General features: G+C 47.0%; 15 protein-coding genes and 1 pseudogene. 4 read left to right on the forward strand and 12 right to left on the reverse strand.

Going from position 1 to position 17,989, the window contains the following annotated elements:
* Positions 1-2: 2 nt before the first annotated feature.
* The 12 genes and pseudogenes from A8L45_RS14475 to rpmH all read right to left on the reverse strand — a co-directional run bounded on the left by A8L45_RS14475 (position 3) and on the right by rpmH (position 11,036).
* A complete protein-coding gene (locus A8L45_RS14475; protein WP_068903497.1) occupies positions 3-392 on the reverse strand; it encodes a F0F1 ATP synthase subunit I in 390 nt (129 codons plus the stop codon).
* 184 nt (positions 393-576) lie between these two features.
* Positions 577-1,470 carry a ParB/RepB/Spo0J family partition protein gene (locus A8L45_RS14480; protein WP_068903499.1) on the reverse strand — a complete coding sequence of 298 codons (894 nt, stop codon included), beginning with the start codon at positions 1,468-1,470 and terminating at the stop codon, positions 577-579.
* A 9-nt stretch (positions 1,471-1,479) separates the two neighbouring features.
* On the reverse strand, positions 1,480-2,280 hold the full coding sequence (locus A8L45_RS14485; RefSeq protein WP_068903501.1) for a ParA family protein: 801 nt from the start codon (positions 2,278-2,280) through the stop codon (positions 1,480-1,482).
* A gap of 21 nt (positions 2,281-2,301) precedes the next feature.
* On the reverse strand, positions 2,302-2,916 hold the full coding sequence (gene rsmG / locus A8L45_RS14490; protein ID WP_068903504.1) for a 16S rRNA (guanine(527)-N(7))-methyltransferase RsmG: 615 nt from the start codon (positions 2,914-2,916) through the stop codon (positions 2,302-2,304).
* Positions 2,917-2,922: 6 nt separating this feature from the next.
* Positions 2,923-4,812: a tRNA uridine-5-carboxymethylaminomethyl(34) synthesis enzyme MnmG gene (gene mnmG, locus A8L45_RS14495; RefSeq protein ID WP_068903506.1), complete on the reverse strand. Its 1,890-nt coding sequence runs from the start codon at positions 4,810-4,812 to the stop codon at positions 2,923-2,925.
* A 420-nt stretch (positions 4,813-5,232) separates the two neighbouring features.
* Positions 5,233-5,679, reverse strand: coding sequence for an FMN-binding protein MioC (gene mioC, locus A8L45_RS14500; protein WP_068903508.1), 447 nt, complete (start codon positions 5,677-5,679; stop codon positions 5,233-5,235).
* A 68-nt stretch (positions 5,680-5,747) separates the two neighbouring features.
* A complete protein-coding gene (locus A8L45_RS14505; RefSeq protein WP_068903510.1) occupies positions 5,748-6,839 on the reverse strand; it encodes a GGDEF domain-containing protein in 1,092 nt (363 codons plus the stop codon).
* A gap of 345 nt (positions 6,840-7,184) precedes the next feature.
* The gene (gene mnmE / locus A8L45_RS14510) at positions 7,185-8,552 is read right to left on the reverse strand and encodes a tRNA uridine-5-carboxymethylaminomethyl(34) synthesis GTPase MnmE (RefSeq protein WP_068903512.1); all 1,368 of its coding nucleotides are present in this window, start codon (positions 8,550-8,552) and stop codon (positions 7,185-7,187) included.
* A 129-nt stretch (positions 8,553-8,681) separates the two neighbouring features.
* A pseudogene (yidC, locus tag A8L45_RS14515) lies at positions 8,682-10,303 on the reverse strand (membrane protein insertase YidC).
* A 2-nt stretch (positions 10,304-10,305) separates the two neighbouring features.
* Complete coding sequence (yidD, locus tag A8L45_RS23865; protein ID WP_083228352.1) at positions 10,306-10,566, reverse strand: membrane protein insertion efficiency factor YidD; 261 nt, start codon at positions 10,564-10,566, stop codon at positions 10,306-10,308.
* Positions 10,530-10,898 (reverse strand): ribonuclease P protein component, encoded by a 369-nt coding sequence (gene rnpA, locus A8L45_RS14520; RefSeq protein WP_390336015.1) that lies wholly within the window; start codon positions 10,896-10,898, stop codon positions 10,530-10,532. Before rnpA ends, yidD begins: the two co-directional genes overlap by 37 nt.
* Positions 10,899-10,901: 3 nt before the next feature.
* Complete coding sequence (gene rpmH, locus A8L45_RS14525; protein ID WP_068903516.1) at positions 10,902-11,036, reverse strand: 50S ribosomal protein L34; 135 nt, start codon at positions 11,034-11,036, stop codon at positions 10,902-10,904.
* Positions 11,037-11,582: 546 nt separating this feature from the next.
* Here rpmH and dnaA point away from each other — a divergent pair.
* The 4 genes from dnaA to gyrB are packed head-to-tail and all read left to right on the forward strand — an operon-like array spanning position 11,583 to position 17,591.
* The gene (gene dnaA, locus A8L45_RS14530) at positions 11,583-12,974 is read left to right on the forward strand and encodes a chromosomal replication initiator protein DnaA (protein ID WP_068903518.1); all 1,392 of its coding nucleotides are present in this window, start codon (positions 11,583-11,585) and stop codon (positions 12,972-12,974) included.
* Position 12,975: 1 nt separating this feature from the next.
* On the forward strand, positions 12,976-14,076 hold the full coding sequence (gene dnaN / locus A8L45_RS14535) for a DNA polymerase III subunit beta (protein ID WP_068903521.1): 1,101 nt from the start codon (positions 12,976-12,978) through the stop codon (positions 14,074-14,076).
* Position 14,077: 1 nt separating this feature from the next.
* Positions 14,078-15,154, forward strand: coding sequence for a DNA replication/repair protein RecF (gene recF / locus A8L45_RS14540; RefSeq protein WP_068903523.1), 1,077 nt, complete (start codon positions 14,078-14,080; stop codon positions 15,152-15,154).
* Between the two features lie 19 nt (positions 15,155-15,173).
* Positions 15,174-17,591 carry a DNA topoisomerase (ATP-hydrolyzing) subunit B gene (gyrB, locus tag A8L45_RS14545; RefSeq protein ID WP_068903525.1) on the forward strand — a complete coding sequence of 806 codons (2,418 nt, stop codon included), beginning with the start codon at positions 15,174-15,176 and terminating at the stop codon, positions 17,589-17,591.
* Positions 17,592-17,989 lie beyond the last annotated feature (398 nt).

A 17,989-nucleotide genomic window follows, 5' to 3' on the forward strand; every position in this document is an offset into this window, starting at 1 on the left:
TCCTATTTGTTGTTGTTAATGAATAAAACTGGTGCCAGGATGTTGACCCCGAGTACCAGCAAATAGGTCAGTTTGAGGGGAACAAGTTCCACCTCGGCATACAGGTAAACAACGGAAAACAAGCAGACTGTAAGTAGGATTTTGAGGACTTCACCACCATAAAATGACGAAACTACCGCTTTGGCAGCTCTCGCCCCACTAAACAGGAAAGCGCACATGGCAAAAGCGGTATTTGCAACAACAAATATCCCTCCTCCAATGAGCGCTGATATTCCCCAGTCGACATTGATGACTACTGTCATCACGATTGCCGTTGCTAACACAACGCCCGCCTGCAAGAGCAATAACCTTTTCGCAAGCCTGCGACCAGGTCGCGCGAGCGTTGATACCATGTATTAGTTCCTCGATTCCTTTCCACTTAGCACTTTTTTGGTCGTGCTGGGAAAACTGCGAAAATTATACGGGTCGCATGATTGAATGCAATCTGAACATTCCAAAAATGGAGGCTAAATTTTACAACAGGGTAGACGGATCACAGTAACTAAATTTGTGTAACAAAATTTAAATGTTATCAGCTCACACTTCTAACCCTAAAGTTGCAAGTATTTGCATTAATTGCTTTGACTGCTCGAAATTTATCACCAATTTACCGCTCCCGTTTTTGCGCTGTGACAATTGAACAGGCGTACCAAACTTCTCGTTGAACAAGTCCTCAACTTTTATCGATTCTGGGGATTTTTCGGCAGATACCTCAGTTTTCTTGGGAGAAAGATACTTTTTCACCAAAGATTCTGTTTGTCGAACCGTCAAATTACGGCTGACTGACTCTCTCGCGGCCTTGATCTGATTATCGCCATCCAGTGCCAGTAACGCTCTCGCATGTCCCATGTCCAACTGTTGCTCCAGCAACAGTGTTTTTACATCTATCTCAAGGCCATTAAGACGAAGTAAATTACTGATCGCAGTGCGAGATTTCCCCAGAGCGTCAGCTAACTGCTGATGGGTAAGAGTGAAATCAGCAACCAAACGCTCAAGAGCCTGTGCCTCCTCCATCGCGTTGAGATCTTCTCGTTGAATATTCTCTATCAGAGCAATAGCACTGGCTGCTTTGTCATCCAGTTTGCGCACCAGACACGGCACAACTGAAAGCCCAACGCGCTTGGCCGCACGCCAGCGACGCTCGCCAGCAATGATTTCGTAATGACTGTCTGACAACTGACGTACAACAAGAGGCTGAATGATCCCTTGTGCGCGAATAGACTCTGCCAGTTCTTCTAACGCGTCCTCAGCCATTTCCTGTCTCGGCTGATAAGCGCCCGGCTGCAAATTTTGAATGGGTAGGTATTGCAATTCGCTGTCAGAAGGGGCTTTCTCTGGCTCTGCGTCAAAGTGAACCCGTGCCTGTGCCTGAGAACTGGTTGCAAGAAGGGCATCCAAGCCTTTGCCAAGACCACGTTTTGTTGCGTTCATTGTGTTTCCTTAAGAAGCATTTAGCACATCTGCTGACTGGCGGGCGTTATCTTCCCGTCTCAACATTTCTCCTGCCAGTGCAAGATAAGATTTTGCACCACTGGAATATTTGTCGTAATACATCGCCGGTCGTCCATGGCTTGGCGCTTCTGCAAGCCGAACATTTCTAGGAATAACCGTACGGTAGACTTTATCACCAAAATGTTTCTTGATTTGTTCAGAGACTTCGACTGAGAGGCGGTTACGAGGGTCATACATAGTTCGCAGCAGACCTTCCACATGCAGCTCTTCGTTGACCACACCTGCAAGTTTGCCAATGGTATCCATCAAGGCCGTCAACCCTTCTAATGCAAAGTACTCACATTGCATCGGTACCAGCACCGAGTTGGCAGCCGTCATTGCATTGATTGTCAATAGGTTGAGAGAGGGAGGGCAGTCAATGAAGATGAAGTCGTAGCGATCACGGACTCCCTCAAGGACATTGCGAAGGCGAACTTCGCGAGCAAATACTTCCATCAACTTGATTTCAGCCGCGGTAACGTCACCATTGGCCGCGACAAGATGGTAACCACCGGATGTTTCTGTTACTACGACTTGCTCGAAAGGTGTGTCTTCAACTAATAATTCGTAGGCAGTGGCTCCAACATTGTACTTGTCGACACCACTTGCCATGGTAGCGTTACCCTGGGGGTCAAGATCAATAACCAGCACGCTTCTCTTGGTCGCAGCAAGAGATGCAGCAAGATTGACACAGGTTGTGGTTTTACCTACACCACCTTTCTGATTGGCTATCGCTATTACCTTTCCCACAACGCACCTCGTCTTTAAGTCCTATGAAGACAAGACTACTAGATGACGCTGACCTTCTAATGACGGAACCATCAAAGATTTGATATCGGTCACGGAACAATCTGCAGGAAGGCTATCAAGCTCGAGATTATCGAGTTGACCTTTCAGTGCATAAAATCGCCCATTTTCGGCGGGTAAATGCTGACACCAGCTCACCATATCGGTGATTGATGCAAAAGCGCGGCTGAGGACCCCATCGAAGCCAAGCTCAGGACGGAACTCCTCTACACGGCTTTGTACTGGCGTAACATTGTCAATATTGAGCTCGTGGATCACCTGTCGGATGAAACGGATCCTTTTCCCTAGACTGTCCAGCAACGTGAAAGACTTCTCAGGATTGATGATCGCAAGCGGAATCCCGGGTAGTCCGGGTCCAGTCCCTACATCGATAAATCTGTGGCCATCGAGATGTTCACTGACCACCAGACTGTCGAGTATGTGTTTAACCACCATTTCTCTTGGATCGCGGACAGAGGTCAGATTATAAGCTTTGTTCCATTTGTGCAGCATCTCAACGTAACCGAGAAGCTGCGCCTGTTGGTTAGCAGGAATATCAAGTCCTGCTTTTTCAATAAGTTGTGCGAGATATTCTTTCACGGTTTATCATGCTCCTTTTTTGAGCATGCCTTGTTTTTTTAGATACACGAGCAAGATCGAGACCGCAGCCGGCGTAATACCAGAAATACGCGAGGCCTTACCTATGGTTTCAGGTCTGGCATCTTCAAGTTTGGCAATCACTTCGTTAGACAGACCTTTGATCTGCTTAAAATCTATGGTGTTGGGCAAACTGGTATTTTCATGGCGTAATGACTTAGCGATTTCATCTTTCTGGCGGTCAATATATCCTGCATATTTGACTTGAATCTCAACTTGCTCACGAGCCTGCTGATCGTCATGGGCGGGTGCAAACACTGGGTTGGTCACCAACTGGTCGTAGCTTACTTCTGGACGACGCAAGAGATCTTCGCCATTCGCCTCGCGTGCCAGCGGGGTCTTTAATGATTCATTTAATGCAGCCGTGTGTTCTGACGTCGGATGAATCCAGGTTTCGCGAAGTCGCTGACGCTCTAGTTCAATATTTTCCATCTTTTCATTGAAACGCTGCCAGCGCTCATCGCCAACCAAACCGAGCTTGCGGCCCGTCTCAGTAAGACGAATATCCGCGTTATCCTCACGCAGCAACAAACGGTATTCCGCGCGAGAAGTAAACATTCTGTAGGGTTCTTTGGTGCCCATTGTCGACAAATCATCAATCAACACACCCATGTAGGCTTCGTCACGGCGCGGACTCCAGCCTTCTTTGCCTTGTGAGAACAATGCTGCATTACATCCTGCTACTAATCCCTGAGCTGCCGCTTCCTCGTAGCCAGTTGTACCATTTATCTGTCCGGCGAAGAAAAGACCAGACAAATATTTCGTTTCAAAGGTTTGCTTGAGATCGCGTGGATCAAAGAAATCATACTCGATCGCGTATCCCGGACGGATCACCCGCGCATTTTCAAACCCTTTGATCGAATGGATGATCGACATCTGAACATCAAAGGGAAGGCTGGTTGAGATCCCATTTGGATAAAGTTCATGTGTCGTCAGTCCTTCAGGCTCAACAAATATTTGGTGTTTATCCTTGTCGGCAAAGCGCATGACCTTGTCTTCGATCGATGGACAGTATCTCGGGCCGATACCCTCAATAACACCTGCATACATAGGACTGCGATCAAGGTTATTTCTGATAACCTCATGTGTCTGCTCGTTCGTGTAGGTGATAAAACACGGCAATTGTTTTGGATGTTCTGATGTATTGCCCATGAAAGAGAATACCGGACGAGGATTATCTCCATGTTGCGTTTGCATCACACTGAAATCGACAGTTCTGGCATCGATACGTGGCGGTGTTCCCGTTTTCAATCGATCAACACGGAAAGGTAGAGCTCTTAAGCGATCTGCCAATGCGATCGAAGGAGGATCGCCTGCGCGGCCTCCAGAGTAATTTTCAAGCCCTATATGGATCTTACCCCCAAGGAAGGTGCCAACGGTCAATACAACGGCTTGTGCGCGGAATTTGAGACCCATTTCAGTAATGACACCCATCACGCGATCCTGTTCAACGATGAGATCAGTAACCGCTTGCTGAAACAGCATAAGATTAGGCTGATTTTCCAGTGTTTCTCTCACCGCGGTTTTGTAGAGCAGTCTGTCAGCCTGAGCACGGGTCGCCCGTACTGCCGGCCCTTTCGATGAATTCAGGGTACGGAATTGAATGCCCCCTTTATCGATGGCCCGGGCCATTACACCGCCGAGTGCATCCACTTCTTTAACCAGATGTCCTTTTCCGATCCCGCCAATGGCAGGGTTACATGACATTTGCCCTAACGTATCAATATTGTGTGTCAGCAGAAGTGTATGCTGTCCCATACGTGCGGCAGCCAGAGCGGCTTCCGTTCCTGCATGACCTCCACCAACAACGATGACGTCAAAGTTATCCTGGTAAAACATGATATGCCCTCGAAGGAATTAGGTTGATCAGTTACTTGGTTCAAAAGGGTGAGTATTCTACCCCTTTTATGTTTCTGAGAGAACCAAAAGTGTGATCTTTGATCAGGCTCTTTTCTCTTTAAAATATCTAAAGATCTTTTATATAGATCTTCTATTAGATCTTTTATTAAAGAAACGGATCTTTGTGGATAACCGTGTTTTGATCAACATGATCATGTGTTTATGGAGGATCACTTTCTGTGGGGGAGCTTGGATCAATTGCTGTATTATCTGGGATCAAAATAGGGGTTTATACACAGGGGGGAAAGGGCATTAAAAGTATTAAATGGATAACTATAGGTTGATCACTGGTTTGATCTATAGTTATCCACAGATAAAGGATCGTCTTTGAATAAGTTACGTTAACAATGATAACAAGAGTTATTCACATAATTTACTTTTCCACTGGGATAACCATGCTTCAGCGGGCTCCTCTGGCATTGGATATTCAAGGACATCAACATCAAGACGCTCAGCAATACGCGTTGCACCGAGTTGTTCCAGCAAAATATCGGCCTTTTTCCCTGCGCCACAATAGGTGTCATAACTCGAATCGCCGATGGAGACCACAGCGAAGTGTAACCCCTTCAAGTCAGGTTTTTGTGCGTCCAGATCTTCCATCATGGGCGCGAGATTTTCGGGGTAGTCGCCTGCACCATGTGTTGAGGTGATCAACAGTAAATGATCATTGTGTGAGAGGTCATCAATAACTGCCTCGTTGATCACTTTTGTTGTATGACCATCAGACTCGAGAAGATCTGACAGGTGATCGCCAACATATTCAGCACCACCAAGTGTGCTGCCCGTTATCAGTGTTATTCCTTTCATAGCATTCCCTGAGAGTAAATAATGTCAGGGCTAGTATTCCGGTTAACCCTTGGGTGAGTCAAGACGGGTTAATCATGCAGGGGAGGTGGAGGCGGGGGAGTCGCAACACTGATGTTACCTTTACCCGATTTCTTTGTGTTTTTCACCGCTAGTCTTGCCGAATCAATCAATTGGTAGGCTTCACCAGCTACTTTTTCTCTGATCGAAATACCTATGCTGGCACTGTATTTGATAGCACCGTTGTTTAACAGTAGCGACCGAGTCCTTATATTGCTCTTTATAGCTTCAGCCAACACTAAAGCATCATTTAAACCTGCTTTAGATAATACAATCGCAAAGGTGTCTGACTGGAGTCGTCCAATCGACATATGTGAACTCTCGTTATGTGGCTTCAGCAGCAGGGAAAGGTCTTTTAGGACTGCATTGCCTGTGTCCCAGCCATATTCGTTATTGATTGCTTTAAAGTTGTCAATGTCGACAACCATGACCACCACAGTGTTTCCAGCAATGTCCATTGACTTCGATATTTGACGATAAATTTCTTCATAGTTGTTCAGACCCGTCATAGCATCTCTCGTCTGTGCATCGAGAATATGTTCACTCTCCGCTTTTGACTCATCACGGTAGAATGCTAAAAATTGAGTGGTGCCCAGCACGACGAGCACCGCTGTTAACAATGCCAGTGCAGGTGTCACTGATACATTCAGCAGTGGTTCAGCTTGGTGGGTGTTGATAAAAAAAATTGCCGCTAAAGTGAAGGTGACCACCACCATTTGAGTAATGAACCTGTAACTATTGAGCAGAAACGAGCAAAGCAGAGGGATAAGTAAAAACAAAACTTCAGTGTGAATTGCACGGGGGAAAATGACCAAAGTGAAGGTTGTTAACTGACAAGAGAATATTATCAGTGCCCATATGACCGATAACGTTCTCAGCCCCTCATAATTCAATAGAAGGCATACTGGATAGAGAAGGACGTAGATAAGGACAATTGACGCCGCTTGATAGTGATTGAAGGCGATAGCAATCGTCATACTTAAAATCAGTGTTCCGGCAATGCAATAGAGGGTAAAAAGGTTGATTAATCTGACCTGATGAAAGTAACCACGGTCTGTTTTATTCAGCCCGATATTAATCCAGGGGTCCAATGTCTTGTGCATCACATCAATGTCTTAAACAGGCCTTTTTCCAGTGTAGACAATCAATAGATCGATAAGGCAAAAAAGAGATTGATCCTGTTTTTTATCTGTGGATGGATCTGTTTATAGAGATCGGCTGTGTTTTATCGTGATCTTATTAAGCATTGATATAACGGGCTTTAGAGGGAAGATCTAGGCATTTTCTACAATATCTGGACTGTGAATAAGTTTATTGTGCTGACGATCAATAGTGTTATTTTTCTAGATGTTTTAAGTGGATATTAGGAAAGATCTTAACTTGTGTATGTTGCGAGTGATTTTTGCTGATAAGTTGAGAAAAAGCCCGTTCCCGGGCTTTGTGTTAGCTTACTTTCCAATACAGAATGAACTGAAGATCCTGCCCAACAGATCGTCTGAGCTGAATTCACCCGTTATTTCGTTCAGGTGCTGCTGAGCAAGTCGGAGTTCCTCTGCAAGGATCTCTCCGGCCATAAAGCCCTCCAGTTGCTCCTTACCCGTTGCCACATGGACGGCTGCCAGCTCAAGGGCCTCAAGGTGACGCCGTCGTGCCATAAAGCCGCCTTCTGTGGCGCCAGAGAACCCCATACAGGCCTTGAGATGCTCCCTGAGGTCATCAATACCTTTGCCTGTCATGGCACTGAGTCTTATCAGTGTTGGATTATTGGCGTGACATATTCCCAGTGTTTCTCCGGTGATATCTGCCTTGTTGCGAATGACAGTAATACCGACAGAATCAGGGAGGCGATTGACAAATTCCGGCCAGATATCGGCAGGACTGGTGGCCTCAGTGGTAGTGCCGTCAACCATAAAAAGTACCCGGTCAGCACTGGCTATTTCGTCCCAGGCCCGCTCGATACCAATGCGCTCAACTTCATCAGACGCATCGCGTAATCCTGCAGTATCAATAATATGCAGGGGCATACCATCAATATGAATATGTTCTCTCAGAACATCACGCGTGGTTCCGGCAATATCAGTAACAATGGCGCTGTCTTTGCCTGAGAGCGCATTGAGTAGGCTCGACTTTCCTGCATTAGGGCGACCAGCAATCACGACCTTCATTCCTTCCCGCATGATCGCACCCTGACTGGCTTCACGACGAACAGCATCAAGGTTTTCTATGATCGCATTAAGGTCAGCGGCCACTTTACCGTCGGAAAGAAAGTCTATTTCTTCATCCGGGAAATCAATCGCTGCTTCAACGTAAATCCTCAAGTGGATCAGTGACTCCACCAGCTCATTTACTTTGCCTGAAAATGCGCCTTGCAGGCTCTGAAGGGCTGATTTTGCTGCTTGCTCTGAGCTTGCATCAATAAGGTCAGCAATTGCTTCTGCCTGTGCAAGATCCAGCTTATCGTTGAGAAACGCTCGTTCAGAGAATTCGCCCGGCCTTGCTGTTCGAATACCATCGATGGCGACAATACGCTTGATCAGCATATCCATAATCACGGGGCCGCCATGTCCTTGCAATTCAAGTACATCCTCGCCAGTGAAGGAATGAGGGGCCTGAAAATAAAGGGCAATTCCCTGATCGATGGCTGCACCACTGATGTCGTTAAAAGGGAGATATTCAGCGCGGCGTATGCTGAGTTCCTTGCCTGTCACCTGTCTGGCCACATCACGAGCCTTAGGTCCGGATACACGGATGATTCCAACCCCGCCACGCCCTGGCGGGGTTGCCTGCGCAACTATGGTGTCGCTGTGCTCAAACATTTCATCAACCTGTTTACAAAATTTGTCTGTGGCTAGTGTATCGCAAAGAGGCCGTTGTCTGGATAGCTGTCTGGCTCTTGCGCATAAAAAAGGCGGCCATATCCGGCCGCCTCATTATCATTTATCTTTTCACGCTCTGCTGTGCAGACCTTTTTTCTCCAGAGAGCGGTAAATCAGCGTCTGCTGAATGAGTGTCATAATGTTAGACACCAGCCAGTACAGAACCAGACCTGATGGGAACCACAGGAAGAATACCGTGAACATCACTGGCATAAAGGTCATGATCTTCTGTTGCATCGGATCAGTGACAGTAGATGGGCTCATTTTCTGGATGATAAACATCGAGATACCCATCAGAATAGGCAGTACGTAATACGGGTCCTGAGCGGATAGATCCTGAATCCATAGTACGAATGGCGCGTGACGCAGCTCCACCGATTCCATCAGTGCCCAGTAAAAGGCAATGAAGATTGGCATTTGAAGGAGTAGAGGAAGACAGCCACCCAGTGGGTTCACTTTCTCACGCTTGTAAAGCTCCATCATTTCCTGGCTCATGCGTTGGCGGTCATCACCGATACGCTCACGCATTTCCTGCAGTTTAGGTTGCAAGATACGCATTTTCGCCATCGAGGTGTACTGTGCTTTCGTCAGTGGATACATCAGACCACGAATAACCATGGTCATTATCACGATAGCCAGACCCCAGTTAGAGACCATTGACTGAATGAATGTCAGCAGGCTGTGCAGTGGACTTGCGATGAACCATAACCAACCGTAGTCGACTGTCAGGTCAAGGTTAGGTGCTGTCGCCTTCATTTCGTTTTGAAGTTTTGGACCGACCCACAGTGTCGCTTTTAATGTGTCAGATGTACCTGCTGCAACTTCGACAGGAGGCATACGAACACCAATAAACCCAAGTCCATTGTTGGTACGGGTATACAGGTTAGTATCACCTTCAGCGTGAGGGATCCAGGCACTTACGAAGTAGTGCTGCATCATCGCTGCCCAGCCATTACTGCTGATAGTCAGGTTAAGGTTTTTATCCTGCATATCATCGAAGCTGTACTTTTTATATTTCGTATCGTTTGCTGAGTACGCACCGCCGCGGTAAGTCGGCATGGTCAGACTGCCGCCATCGTCCAGCAGATTCTGTTTCAGCTGTGCGTACATCTGTACGTTCGCATTAGATGCTGACTGGTTATCAATGGTGTATTCGACGTCTACGGCGTAACTGCCACGCTTGATAACGTAAGTCTTAATGAAAGTGATACCGTCTTTTACCAGCGTCATCGGAACGCGCAGTTCACTCTGCCTTCGGCCAATTCAAACGCCTTTGCAGATACGGTAAATTCGGCGCGGCCTTTGGTTGTATCGATACCATCAGCACCAATCAAACCACTTTGTGCGGTAAAGGTGTGGCCAGCTTCGCTTTTGAGTAGTACAAACTTGTTATCAGAATTGAGATCCGCATCATACTGGCGTAGCTCAGCATGCACGACATCACCACCCTGGGTGTCTACGGTCAGCGTCAGTACGTCTGACTCGATAGTGATCAGCTTATCGGATACTGCAGTATCAGTCACAGGCTGCTGAACGGCATCCGAGCCGGCTGGAACATCACCACTGGTTTGTGCTTGCTGTGTTACGCCCTGTCCCTGTGGTTGAGGGGTTGTTTCTGCATTCCACTGCTGAAAAAGCAGGAAAGAAACGAACAGTAGGGCAATCAACAGGATATTGCGTTGGGAATCCATTGTTAATTGTCTCGATTGTCAGATTGATTAGGTGGCACTGGATCGTAACCACCAGAGTTTAAAGGATGGCATTTTAATAGACGTTTGCTGGCTAACCAACCACCTTTTATCACACCGTGACGGCTGACCGCTTCTATGGCGTATTGAGAACAGGTGGGGGTGAAACGACATCTCGGCCCAATGAGCGGGCTGATAACGAGTTGATAAAATCGAATAAGACCGATTATCAACGTTTTCGCGGCGGTCGAGACAAACGTAGCCATAACTTATCGAGCAGCGTCCTCAATTCTTCGTTGCTGAGGTCGTTTGCACTTTTTTTGGCAATCACCACGTAGTCTTTGGCAGGCAAATCGTGCTGACGAAGACGAAAACTTTCTCTGACCTGACGCTTGAACCGGTTACGGTCTACAGCCAGTTTTATCTGTTTTTTGGGAACAGCTTGACCCAAACGGGCATGATCGAGAGTGTTTTTACGGGCGAGAATAGTTAAGTGCGAACTGCCAGCGCGGTGAGGTTGCTGGAAGACAGTATTGAAATGTTCGGGAGTTAACAGACGTAACTCCCGAGGGTAAGCTAGCTTAGACAAAATCGCGATGGATTATTTTGCAAGCTGCTTACGGCCTTTTGCGCGACGAGCGGCAATAACCTTACGACCGTTCTTAGTTGCCATGCGAGCACGGAAACCGTGAGAGCGCTTGCGCTTTAGAACAGAAGGTTGAAAAGTGCGTTTCATGGTTTCTACCTTATTACTGATCAGTTTTTAGGTTTTGTTAACCCGGCGTTGGATAAAAGTCCGACGCCTCTCAACAAAGAGGCCGGATTGTAATCACTGAGTGATGATTAGTCAATCATAAACCCAGTCGCTATTCAATCCCGCCCCCGGGCGCGCAATTATACGTGCCAGCAAAATAAGCGCAAGGATCCTTTGCCGATCAGCACTTAGCATGCTGTGAATTTTTTGTGATCAATTAATAGGTAACTGTGAATTGATCCACGTTGTGCGATCTTTTTGTCATTGTTGGCAGCAAAGATCACTCATCGAAATATGTGGGTGAGATTTCATTTAATTGTGATCATTATTATCAAATCCCATCAGATCTCGGTATAAATCTGTGAGTAATTAGAGGGAATTCTGTGTTATTTCCATGCATTTTTGTGTGAAGCGTGTGTATAACTTCGATCTTATTCACCGATAGAGAGATCTTCTTGCTGGCTATCCGTGTCGGAGCGGTATAAAATTGATTCCCTTTTAGAACCTTTTTTGTGTGTGGAGTCAGACGTGTCATCTTCGCTTTGGTTGCAGTGCCTTCAACGTCTCCAAGAAGATCTTCCTGCAACAGAATTTAGCATGTGGGTGCGGCCGCTTCAGGCGGAGTTGAACGATAACACCCTGACATTGTTTGCCCCCAACCGTTTTGTATTGGATTGGGTGCGGGACAAGTACTTAAATAGTATCAACCAGCTTCTCAATGAGTTCTGTGGTGTCGATATCCCTATGCTTCGTTTTGAAGTCGGCAGCAAACCTGTCGCCGCTTCTGCGCCGCCAGTGATGCCGAGCGCAGCGCCTGTAGCCGCTGTTGCACCGGCCGCTAAACCTGTTGGTAGAACGTGGGAACCTGCCCCTTCACCGGTGCAGTCTGACGTTAATCACAGATCAAACGTCAACCCAAAGCATCAGTTCGTAAACTTTGTTGAGGGTAAGTCAAACCAGTTGGCGCTAGCTGCTGCACGCCAGGTTGCAGACAACCCTGGTGCGGCTTATAACCCGCTTTTTCTTTATGGCGGCACAGGTTTGGGTAAGACGCACTTACTTCACGCCGTCGGCAATGCAATCAGTGACCGAAAAACAGACGCTCGCGTTGTCTATATGCATTCTGAGCGCTTCGTGCAAGATATGGTCAAGGCCCTGCAGAATAACGCGATTGAAGAATTTAAACGCTATTACCGCAGTGTCGATGCTTTGTTGATAGATGACATTCAGTTTTTTGCTAACAAAGAGCGCTCGCAGGAAGAGTTTTTCCATACCTTTAATGCCTTGCTTGAAGGTAACCAGCAGATCATTCTCACATCAGACCGCTACCCGAAAGAGATAAGTGGGGTAGAGGATAGACTGAAGTCTAGATTTGGTTGGGGATTGACCGTGGCGATTGAGCCACCTGAGCTGGAAACCCGCGTGGCTATTTTGATGAAGAAAGCGGAAGATCATTCCATCCGCCTGCCTGATGAAGTCGCCTTTTTTATTGCCAAGCGTTTGCGTTCAAATGTTCGTGAACTTGAAGGTGCGTTGAATAGGGTGATAGCGAATGCTAACTTCACTGGACGAGCAATTACCATAGATTTTGTTCGTGAAGCGCTGCGCGATCTGTTGGCACTTCAGGAGAAACTGGTCACTATCGATAATATTCAGAAAACAGTAGCCGAATATTACAAGATAAAAATGGCGGATCTGTTGTCTAAACGTCGTAGCCGTTCAGTTGCGAGACCGCGTCAGGTTGCTATGGCGTTGTCAAAAGAGCTGACAAATCACAGCCTTCCAGAAATTGGCGACGCATTTGGTGGCAGAGACCACACAACTGTGCTCCACGCCTGCAGAAAAATTGAACAACTGCGGGAAGAGAGCCACGATATAAAAGAAGATTACTCAAACCTCATTCGGACTTTGTCATCCTAATATGAAATTTTCTCTCAACCGCGAATTACTTTTAAAGCCGTTACAGCAAGTCGCAGGTGCGATTGGTGGACGGCCATCACTGCCAATTCTGGGTAACATCCTGCTCAGAGTGGAAGGCGGTGAGTTGACATTGACCTGTACGGATCACGAGGTTGAACTGATTGCGCGCTTGCCTGTCGAGGCAGACGTCACGGAGGGAGCAATCACTGTCCCTTCTCGTAAATTCCTAGATATTTGCCGTGGACTGCCATCAGACGCGGAAATCTCTTTTTCTGTTGAAGCTGAAAGGGTGTTGATTCGCTCTGGACGCAGCCGCTTCACCTTGTCGACATTACCTGCAGAAGATTTTCCCAACATTGATGAGTGGCACAGCGATATTGAATTGACCCTGCCACAGGGTGCTTTCCGTCAGCTCATTGAACGCACGCATTTTTCAATGGCCAATCAGGATGTCCGTTATTACCTCAATGGTATGCAATTACAGACGGAAGGCGCTTTACTTCGCGCTGTGGCTACCGACGGCCACCGTCTTGCAATAGCGGATATTGACCTTGACGGACCTGTTGGTGACAAACAGGTTATCGTGCCGCGAAAAGGTATTACCGAGTTAATGCGCCTTTTGGAGCAGCCAGATGCACCCGTCAAAGTACTTATAGGTGAGTCTAACATTCGCGCAGAGTTGAATGAGTTCGTGTTTACCTCGAAACTCGTCGATGGCCGTTTTCCTGATTATCGCCGTGTGCTGCCTCAGGGAGCGGAAAATACCATGGTGGCTGACTGTGATACGTTACGTCAGGCGCTAAGCCGTGCTGCAATTTTGTCAAACGAGCGTTTTCGTGGTGTACACTTAAACATAAGTGAGGACTTGCTTCGCATATCAGCCAATAATCCTGAGCAGGAAGAAGCTGAGGAGATTGTAGATGTCGATTACAAAGGCGAAGCTCTCGAAATTGGTTTTAACATCGGTTATGTCCTCGACGTGCTGAATACGCTTAAGTGTCAGAATGTACGTTTCTCCATGAAAGACAGCGCGTCAGCCAGTCTCATTGAGGACTGTGATAGCGCGAATGCCATGTATGTGGTGATGCCATACCGTCGTTAACATGACGCTATCCCGTTTATCTATTCATGATTTAAGGAACATTGAAGCTTGTGATCTTGAGCTATCAGCAGGTTTCAATTTCCTCATAGGTGCGAACGGCAGCGGCAAGACCAGCGTGCTTGAAGCTGTTTATTACCTTGGTCACGGTCGGTCGTTCCGCAGCCAATTAACGGGGCGGGTGATCAGACACCAGCAAGACAGTCTTACTGTCCATGGCAGAGTGGGGCAATCTGGTACCCTGCTGCCCGTTGGTTTGCGTAAACACCGTGATGGCACCACTGAGGTCAAGATTGGAGAAGAGAAAGGGCAGAAGCTGTTTCAGCTGGCCGAGATCCTTCCCATGCAGCTTATTACGCCAGAAGGCTTTGAGCTGCTTACAGGTGGTCCCAAGTGTCGTCGTCCCTTTATTGACTGGGGTGTGTTTCACGTCGAGCCCGGTTTCTATGCCTGTTGGTCACGGGTAAAAAGGTTGACCAAACAGAGAAACGCGTTGCTGAAGACAGCGCGCAGTTATCGCGAACTGAGCTACTGGGATGCCGAGTTGGTGCCGCTTTGTCTACAAATAGACAGTTGGCGCCGGGCATATGTTGAAAAGTTAGCGATTCGCGTGAATGCCCTTTGTCAGGCCTTTCTGCCTGAGTACGAAATATCTTTGTCCTATTCCAGAGGATGGGAAAAAGAGTCTGATTATGCTGAGTTGCTGAAAGATAACTACCTCAGAGATCAGCAGCTTGGATATACCGTCAGTGGTCCTCACAAAGCTGATTTACGTTTGCGGGTCTCTGGCACACCAGTTGAGGATGTGTTGTCTCGTGGGCAGCTCAAGCTACTCGTCTGTGCTCTCAGACTGGCTCAGGGGCTACAGCTTACAGAAGACACAGGTAAACCCAGCATATACCTCATTGATGACTTTGCATCAGAGCTGGATAGCGGGAGGCGGGCACTGCTTGCCACGCAACTTAAAGTGACAGGGGCTCAGGTATTTGTCAGTGCGATAAGCGCTGAACAGGTCACTGAGATGCGAGACGAAAATAGTAAGATGTTTGTGGTCGAAAACGGTAAAATAACCGCAGGATAAATAAAGCGAGAGTAACTCAATGTCCAACAATTACGATTCATCAAGTATCAAGGTTCTAAAAGGCCTGGATGCCGTTCGAAAACGTCCAGGGATGTATATCGGTGACACGGACGATGGCACTGGTTTGCATCATATGGTCTTTGAGGTCGTCGATAACTCGATCGATGAAGCACTCGCTGGTCATTGTAACGACATTCTTGTCACTATCCATGAAGATGGCTCTGTCTCTGTCCGCGATGATGGTCGTGGTATACCAACTGACATTCACGAGGAAGAGGGCGTATCTGCAGCAGAAGTTATCATGACTGTGTTACACGCAGGTGGCAAGTTTGATGACAACTCTTACAAGGTATCAGGTGGTCTTCATGGCGTAGGTGTGTCAGTGGTTAATGCTCTGTCTGAGAAGCTTGAGCTGACTATCTGGCGTCATGGTCATATCCACCAACAGATATACAAGATGGGTGTACCTGAGAATCCATTAACTGCTATCGGTGATACCGAGGAGACGGGTACCCGTATCCGTTTTTGGCCGAGTGACGAGACGTTTTCTGATATTCAGTTCCATTACGATATTCTTGCTAAGCGTCTACGTGAACTGTCTTTCCTTAACTCTGGCGTTTCTATCAAGCTGGTTGATGAGCGTGAAGAAGATAAGCATGACCACTATCGATATGAAGGTGGTATCCGTGCGTTCGTTGAGCATTTAAACCGTAACAAGACACCAATTCATCCGGGTATCTTCCATTTCGAAACAACCCGTGAAGACGGTGTTGGTGTTGAAGTGTCGATGCAGTGGAATGACGGTTTCCAGGAAAACATTTATTGTTTTACCAATAACATTCCTCAACGTGATGGTGGTACTCACCTTGCGGGTTTCCGCGCAGCACTGACACGTACCTTGAACTCCTTTATGGATAAAGAAGGGTATTCAAAGAAGGCGAAAGCCGCGACTTCTGGTGATGATGCACGTGAAGGTCTTACAGCTGTTGTTTCTGTGAAAGTGCCTGATCCTAAGTTCTCGAGCCAAACAAAAGATAAATTGGTTTCGTCTGAGGTTAAATCAGCAGTTGAAACTGCGATGGGTGAAAAACTGTCAGAGTTTCTGATTGAAAACCCGCAGGATTCAAAGATTGTCTGCAGTAAGATCATCGATGCTGCCCGTGCCCGTGAAGCGGCAAGAAAAGCACGAGAAATGACCCGTCGTAAAGGCGCTCTGGATCTGGCTGGTTTGCCGGGCAAGCTCGCTGATTGTCAGGAAAAAGATCCTGCGCTGTCTGAACTCTACATAGTGGAGGGTGATTCAGCTGGTGGTTCTGCCAAGCAAGGACGAGACCGTAAGTGTCAGGCAATTTTGCCTCTTAAAGGTAAGATCCTGAACGTTGAGAAGGCGCGTTTTGACAAAATGCTGTCATCACAAGAAGTCGCCACGCTGATTACTGCGATGGGTTGTGGTATTGGCAGAGACGAATATAATCCGGATAAACTTCGCTACCACAGCATCATTATCATGACCGATGCCGATGTTGATGGTTCTCACATCCGAACGCTTCTGCTGACCTTCTTCTATCGTCAAATGCCTGAGCTGATTGAGCGTGGATATATTTATATCGCTCAGCCACCGCTTTACAAAGTGAAAAAAGGTAAGCAAGAGCAATACATAAAAGATGATGATGCCATGGATCAGTATCAAGTATCACTGGCCCTTGAAAATGCCTCACTTTTTGTTAACCAAGAAGCACCAGCCCTTAACGGCCTGGCTCTGGAAGATCTTGTTAAGAAGTACAATGGCGTCATGAAACTGATAGACCGCATGAGCCGCAGATATCCGTCTGCTCTGCTTAATGAGCTTGTTTATCAACCGCGTCTCGCTGTTGACAGCCTGAATGATGAGAGCGTTGTTAAGGCATGGATGGACAATATCGTAGAAATCCTAAACCGCAAATCCAGCGGTGAAAGCCAGTATCGTTCAGCAATTAAGTTTGAAGAAGAGCACGGTGTTTACCAGCCTGAGCTTATTGTCCGTACTCATGGTGTCGATCATGAATATGTCATCAGCTACGACCTGCTTAACTCAAAAGAGTATGGTCGTATTGCCGAGCTGTCTGAAGCATTGGATGGTCTTCTTGATGACACTGCGTATATCCAGCGTGGTGAGCGTAAACAACCCATCAAGAGCTTCGCTGAAGCACTGGCATGGTTGATAAAAGAGTCTAACCGTGGCTTGACCCGTCAGCGTTATAAAGGTCTGGGTGAGATGAACCCCGATCAATTATGGGAAACGACAATGGATCCTGAGTCTCGTCGTATGATGCGAGTGACGATTCAAGATGCAGTGGCTGCAGATGAGCTGTTCACGACACTGATGGGTGACCATGTTGAACCCCGTCGTGCCTTTATTGAAGATAATGCTTTGAAGGTAGCGAACCTCGACGTATAGAGTCAGATACTCCGGTTCGCTGAAAAAACGCCGCTTTGCGGCGTTTTTTATTGTTCGTAAAACACCTGCTAGTTTTCCAATATGTTTGACTCAAGTTTCTGGTAGTGAAATTTGAACATGCTCTTGAATCGCTTAAACACCTCTCTAACGATGGTATTCCTCCACCTAATATAACCTCATGTAGCTCACGCCATTTTTATCAGCGTCTTCTGAGTGGTCAGTTAAAGAGTCCAATTTATGAGTAGTGGCTGGGATTTATCGTGTGTTCTCTGTGAAAAAGTATAGGGTGGAGGCCTGTTAAACGATTACTTTTCACATAGCGCCGCATAATAATTAACTAATTGATAAGTTTGGCTTTTTATTGCGAACTTGGTTCGCAACATGCTGTACTGTTTTCG

It is taken from the genome of Veronia pacifica (assembly GCF_001707825.1).
In the GTDB taxonomy this organism is placed as follows: domain Bacteria; phylum Pseudomonadota; class Gammaproteobacteria; order Enterobacterales; family Vibrionaceae; genus Veronia; species Veronia pacifica.

Excerpts from the sequence above, each read along its gene's own strand:
- A8L45_RS14475 (WP_068903497.1), bottom strand. The coding sequence starts at position 392 with ATGGTATCAACGCTCGCGCGACCTGGTCGCAGGCTTGCGAAAAGGTTA.
- A8L45_RS14480 (WP_068903499.1), bottom strand. The coding sequence starts at position 1,470 with ATGAACGCAACAAAACGTGGTCTTGGCAAAGGCTTGGATGCCCTTCTT.
- mnmG (WP_068903506.1), bottom strand. The coding sequence starts at position 4,812 with ATGTTTTACCAGGATAACTTTGACGTCATCGTTGTTGGTGGAGGTCAT.
- mioC (WP_068903508.1), bottom strand. The coding sequence starts at position 5,679 with ATGAAAGGAATAACACTGATAACGGGCAGCACACTTGGTGGTGCTGAA.
- A8L45_RS14505 (WP_068903510.1), bottom strand. The coding sequence starts at position 6,839 with ATGCACAAGACATTGGACCCCTGGATTAATATCGGGCTGAATAAAACA.
- mnmE (WP_068903512.1), bottom strand. The coding sequence starts at position 8,552 with ATGTTTGAGCACAGCGACACCATAGTTGCGCAGGCAACCCCGCCAGGG.
- yidD (WP_083228352.1), bottom strand. The coding sequence starts at position 10,566 with ATGGCTACGTTTGTCTCGACCGCCGCGAAAACGTTGATAATCGGTCTT.
- rpmH (WP_068903516.1), bottom strand. The coding sequence starts at position 11,036 with ATGAAACGCACTTTTCAACCTTCTGTTCTAAAGCGCAAGCGCTCTCAC.
- dnaN (WP_068903521.1), top strand. The coding sequence starts at position 12,976 with ATGAAATTTTCTCTCAACCGCGAATTACTTTTAAAGCCGTTACAGCAA.
- recF (WP_068903523.1), top strand. The coding sequence starts at position 14,078 with ATGACGCTATCCCGTTTATCTATTCATGATTTAAGGAACATTGAAGCT.
- gyrB (WP_068903525.1), top strand. The coding sequence starts at position 15,174 with ATGTCCAACAATTACGATTCATCAAGTATCAAGGTTCTAAAAGGCCTG.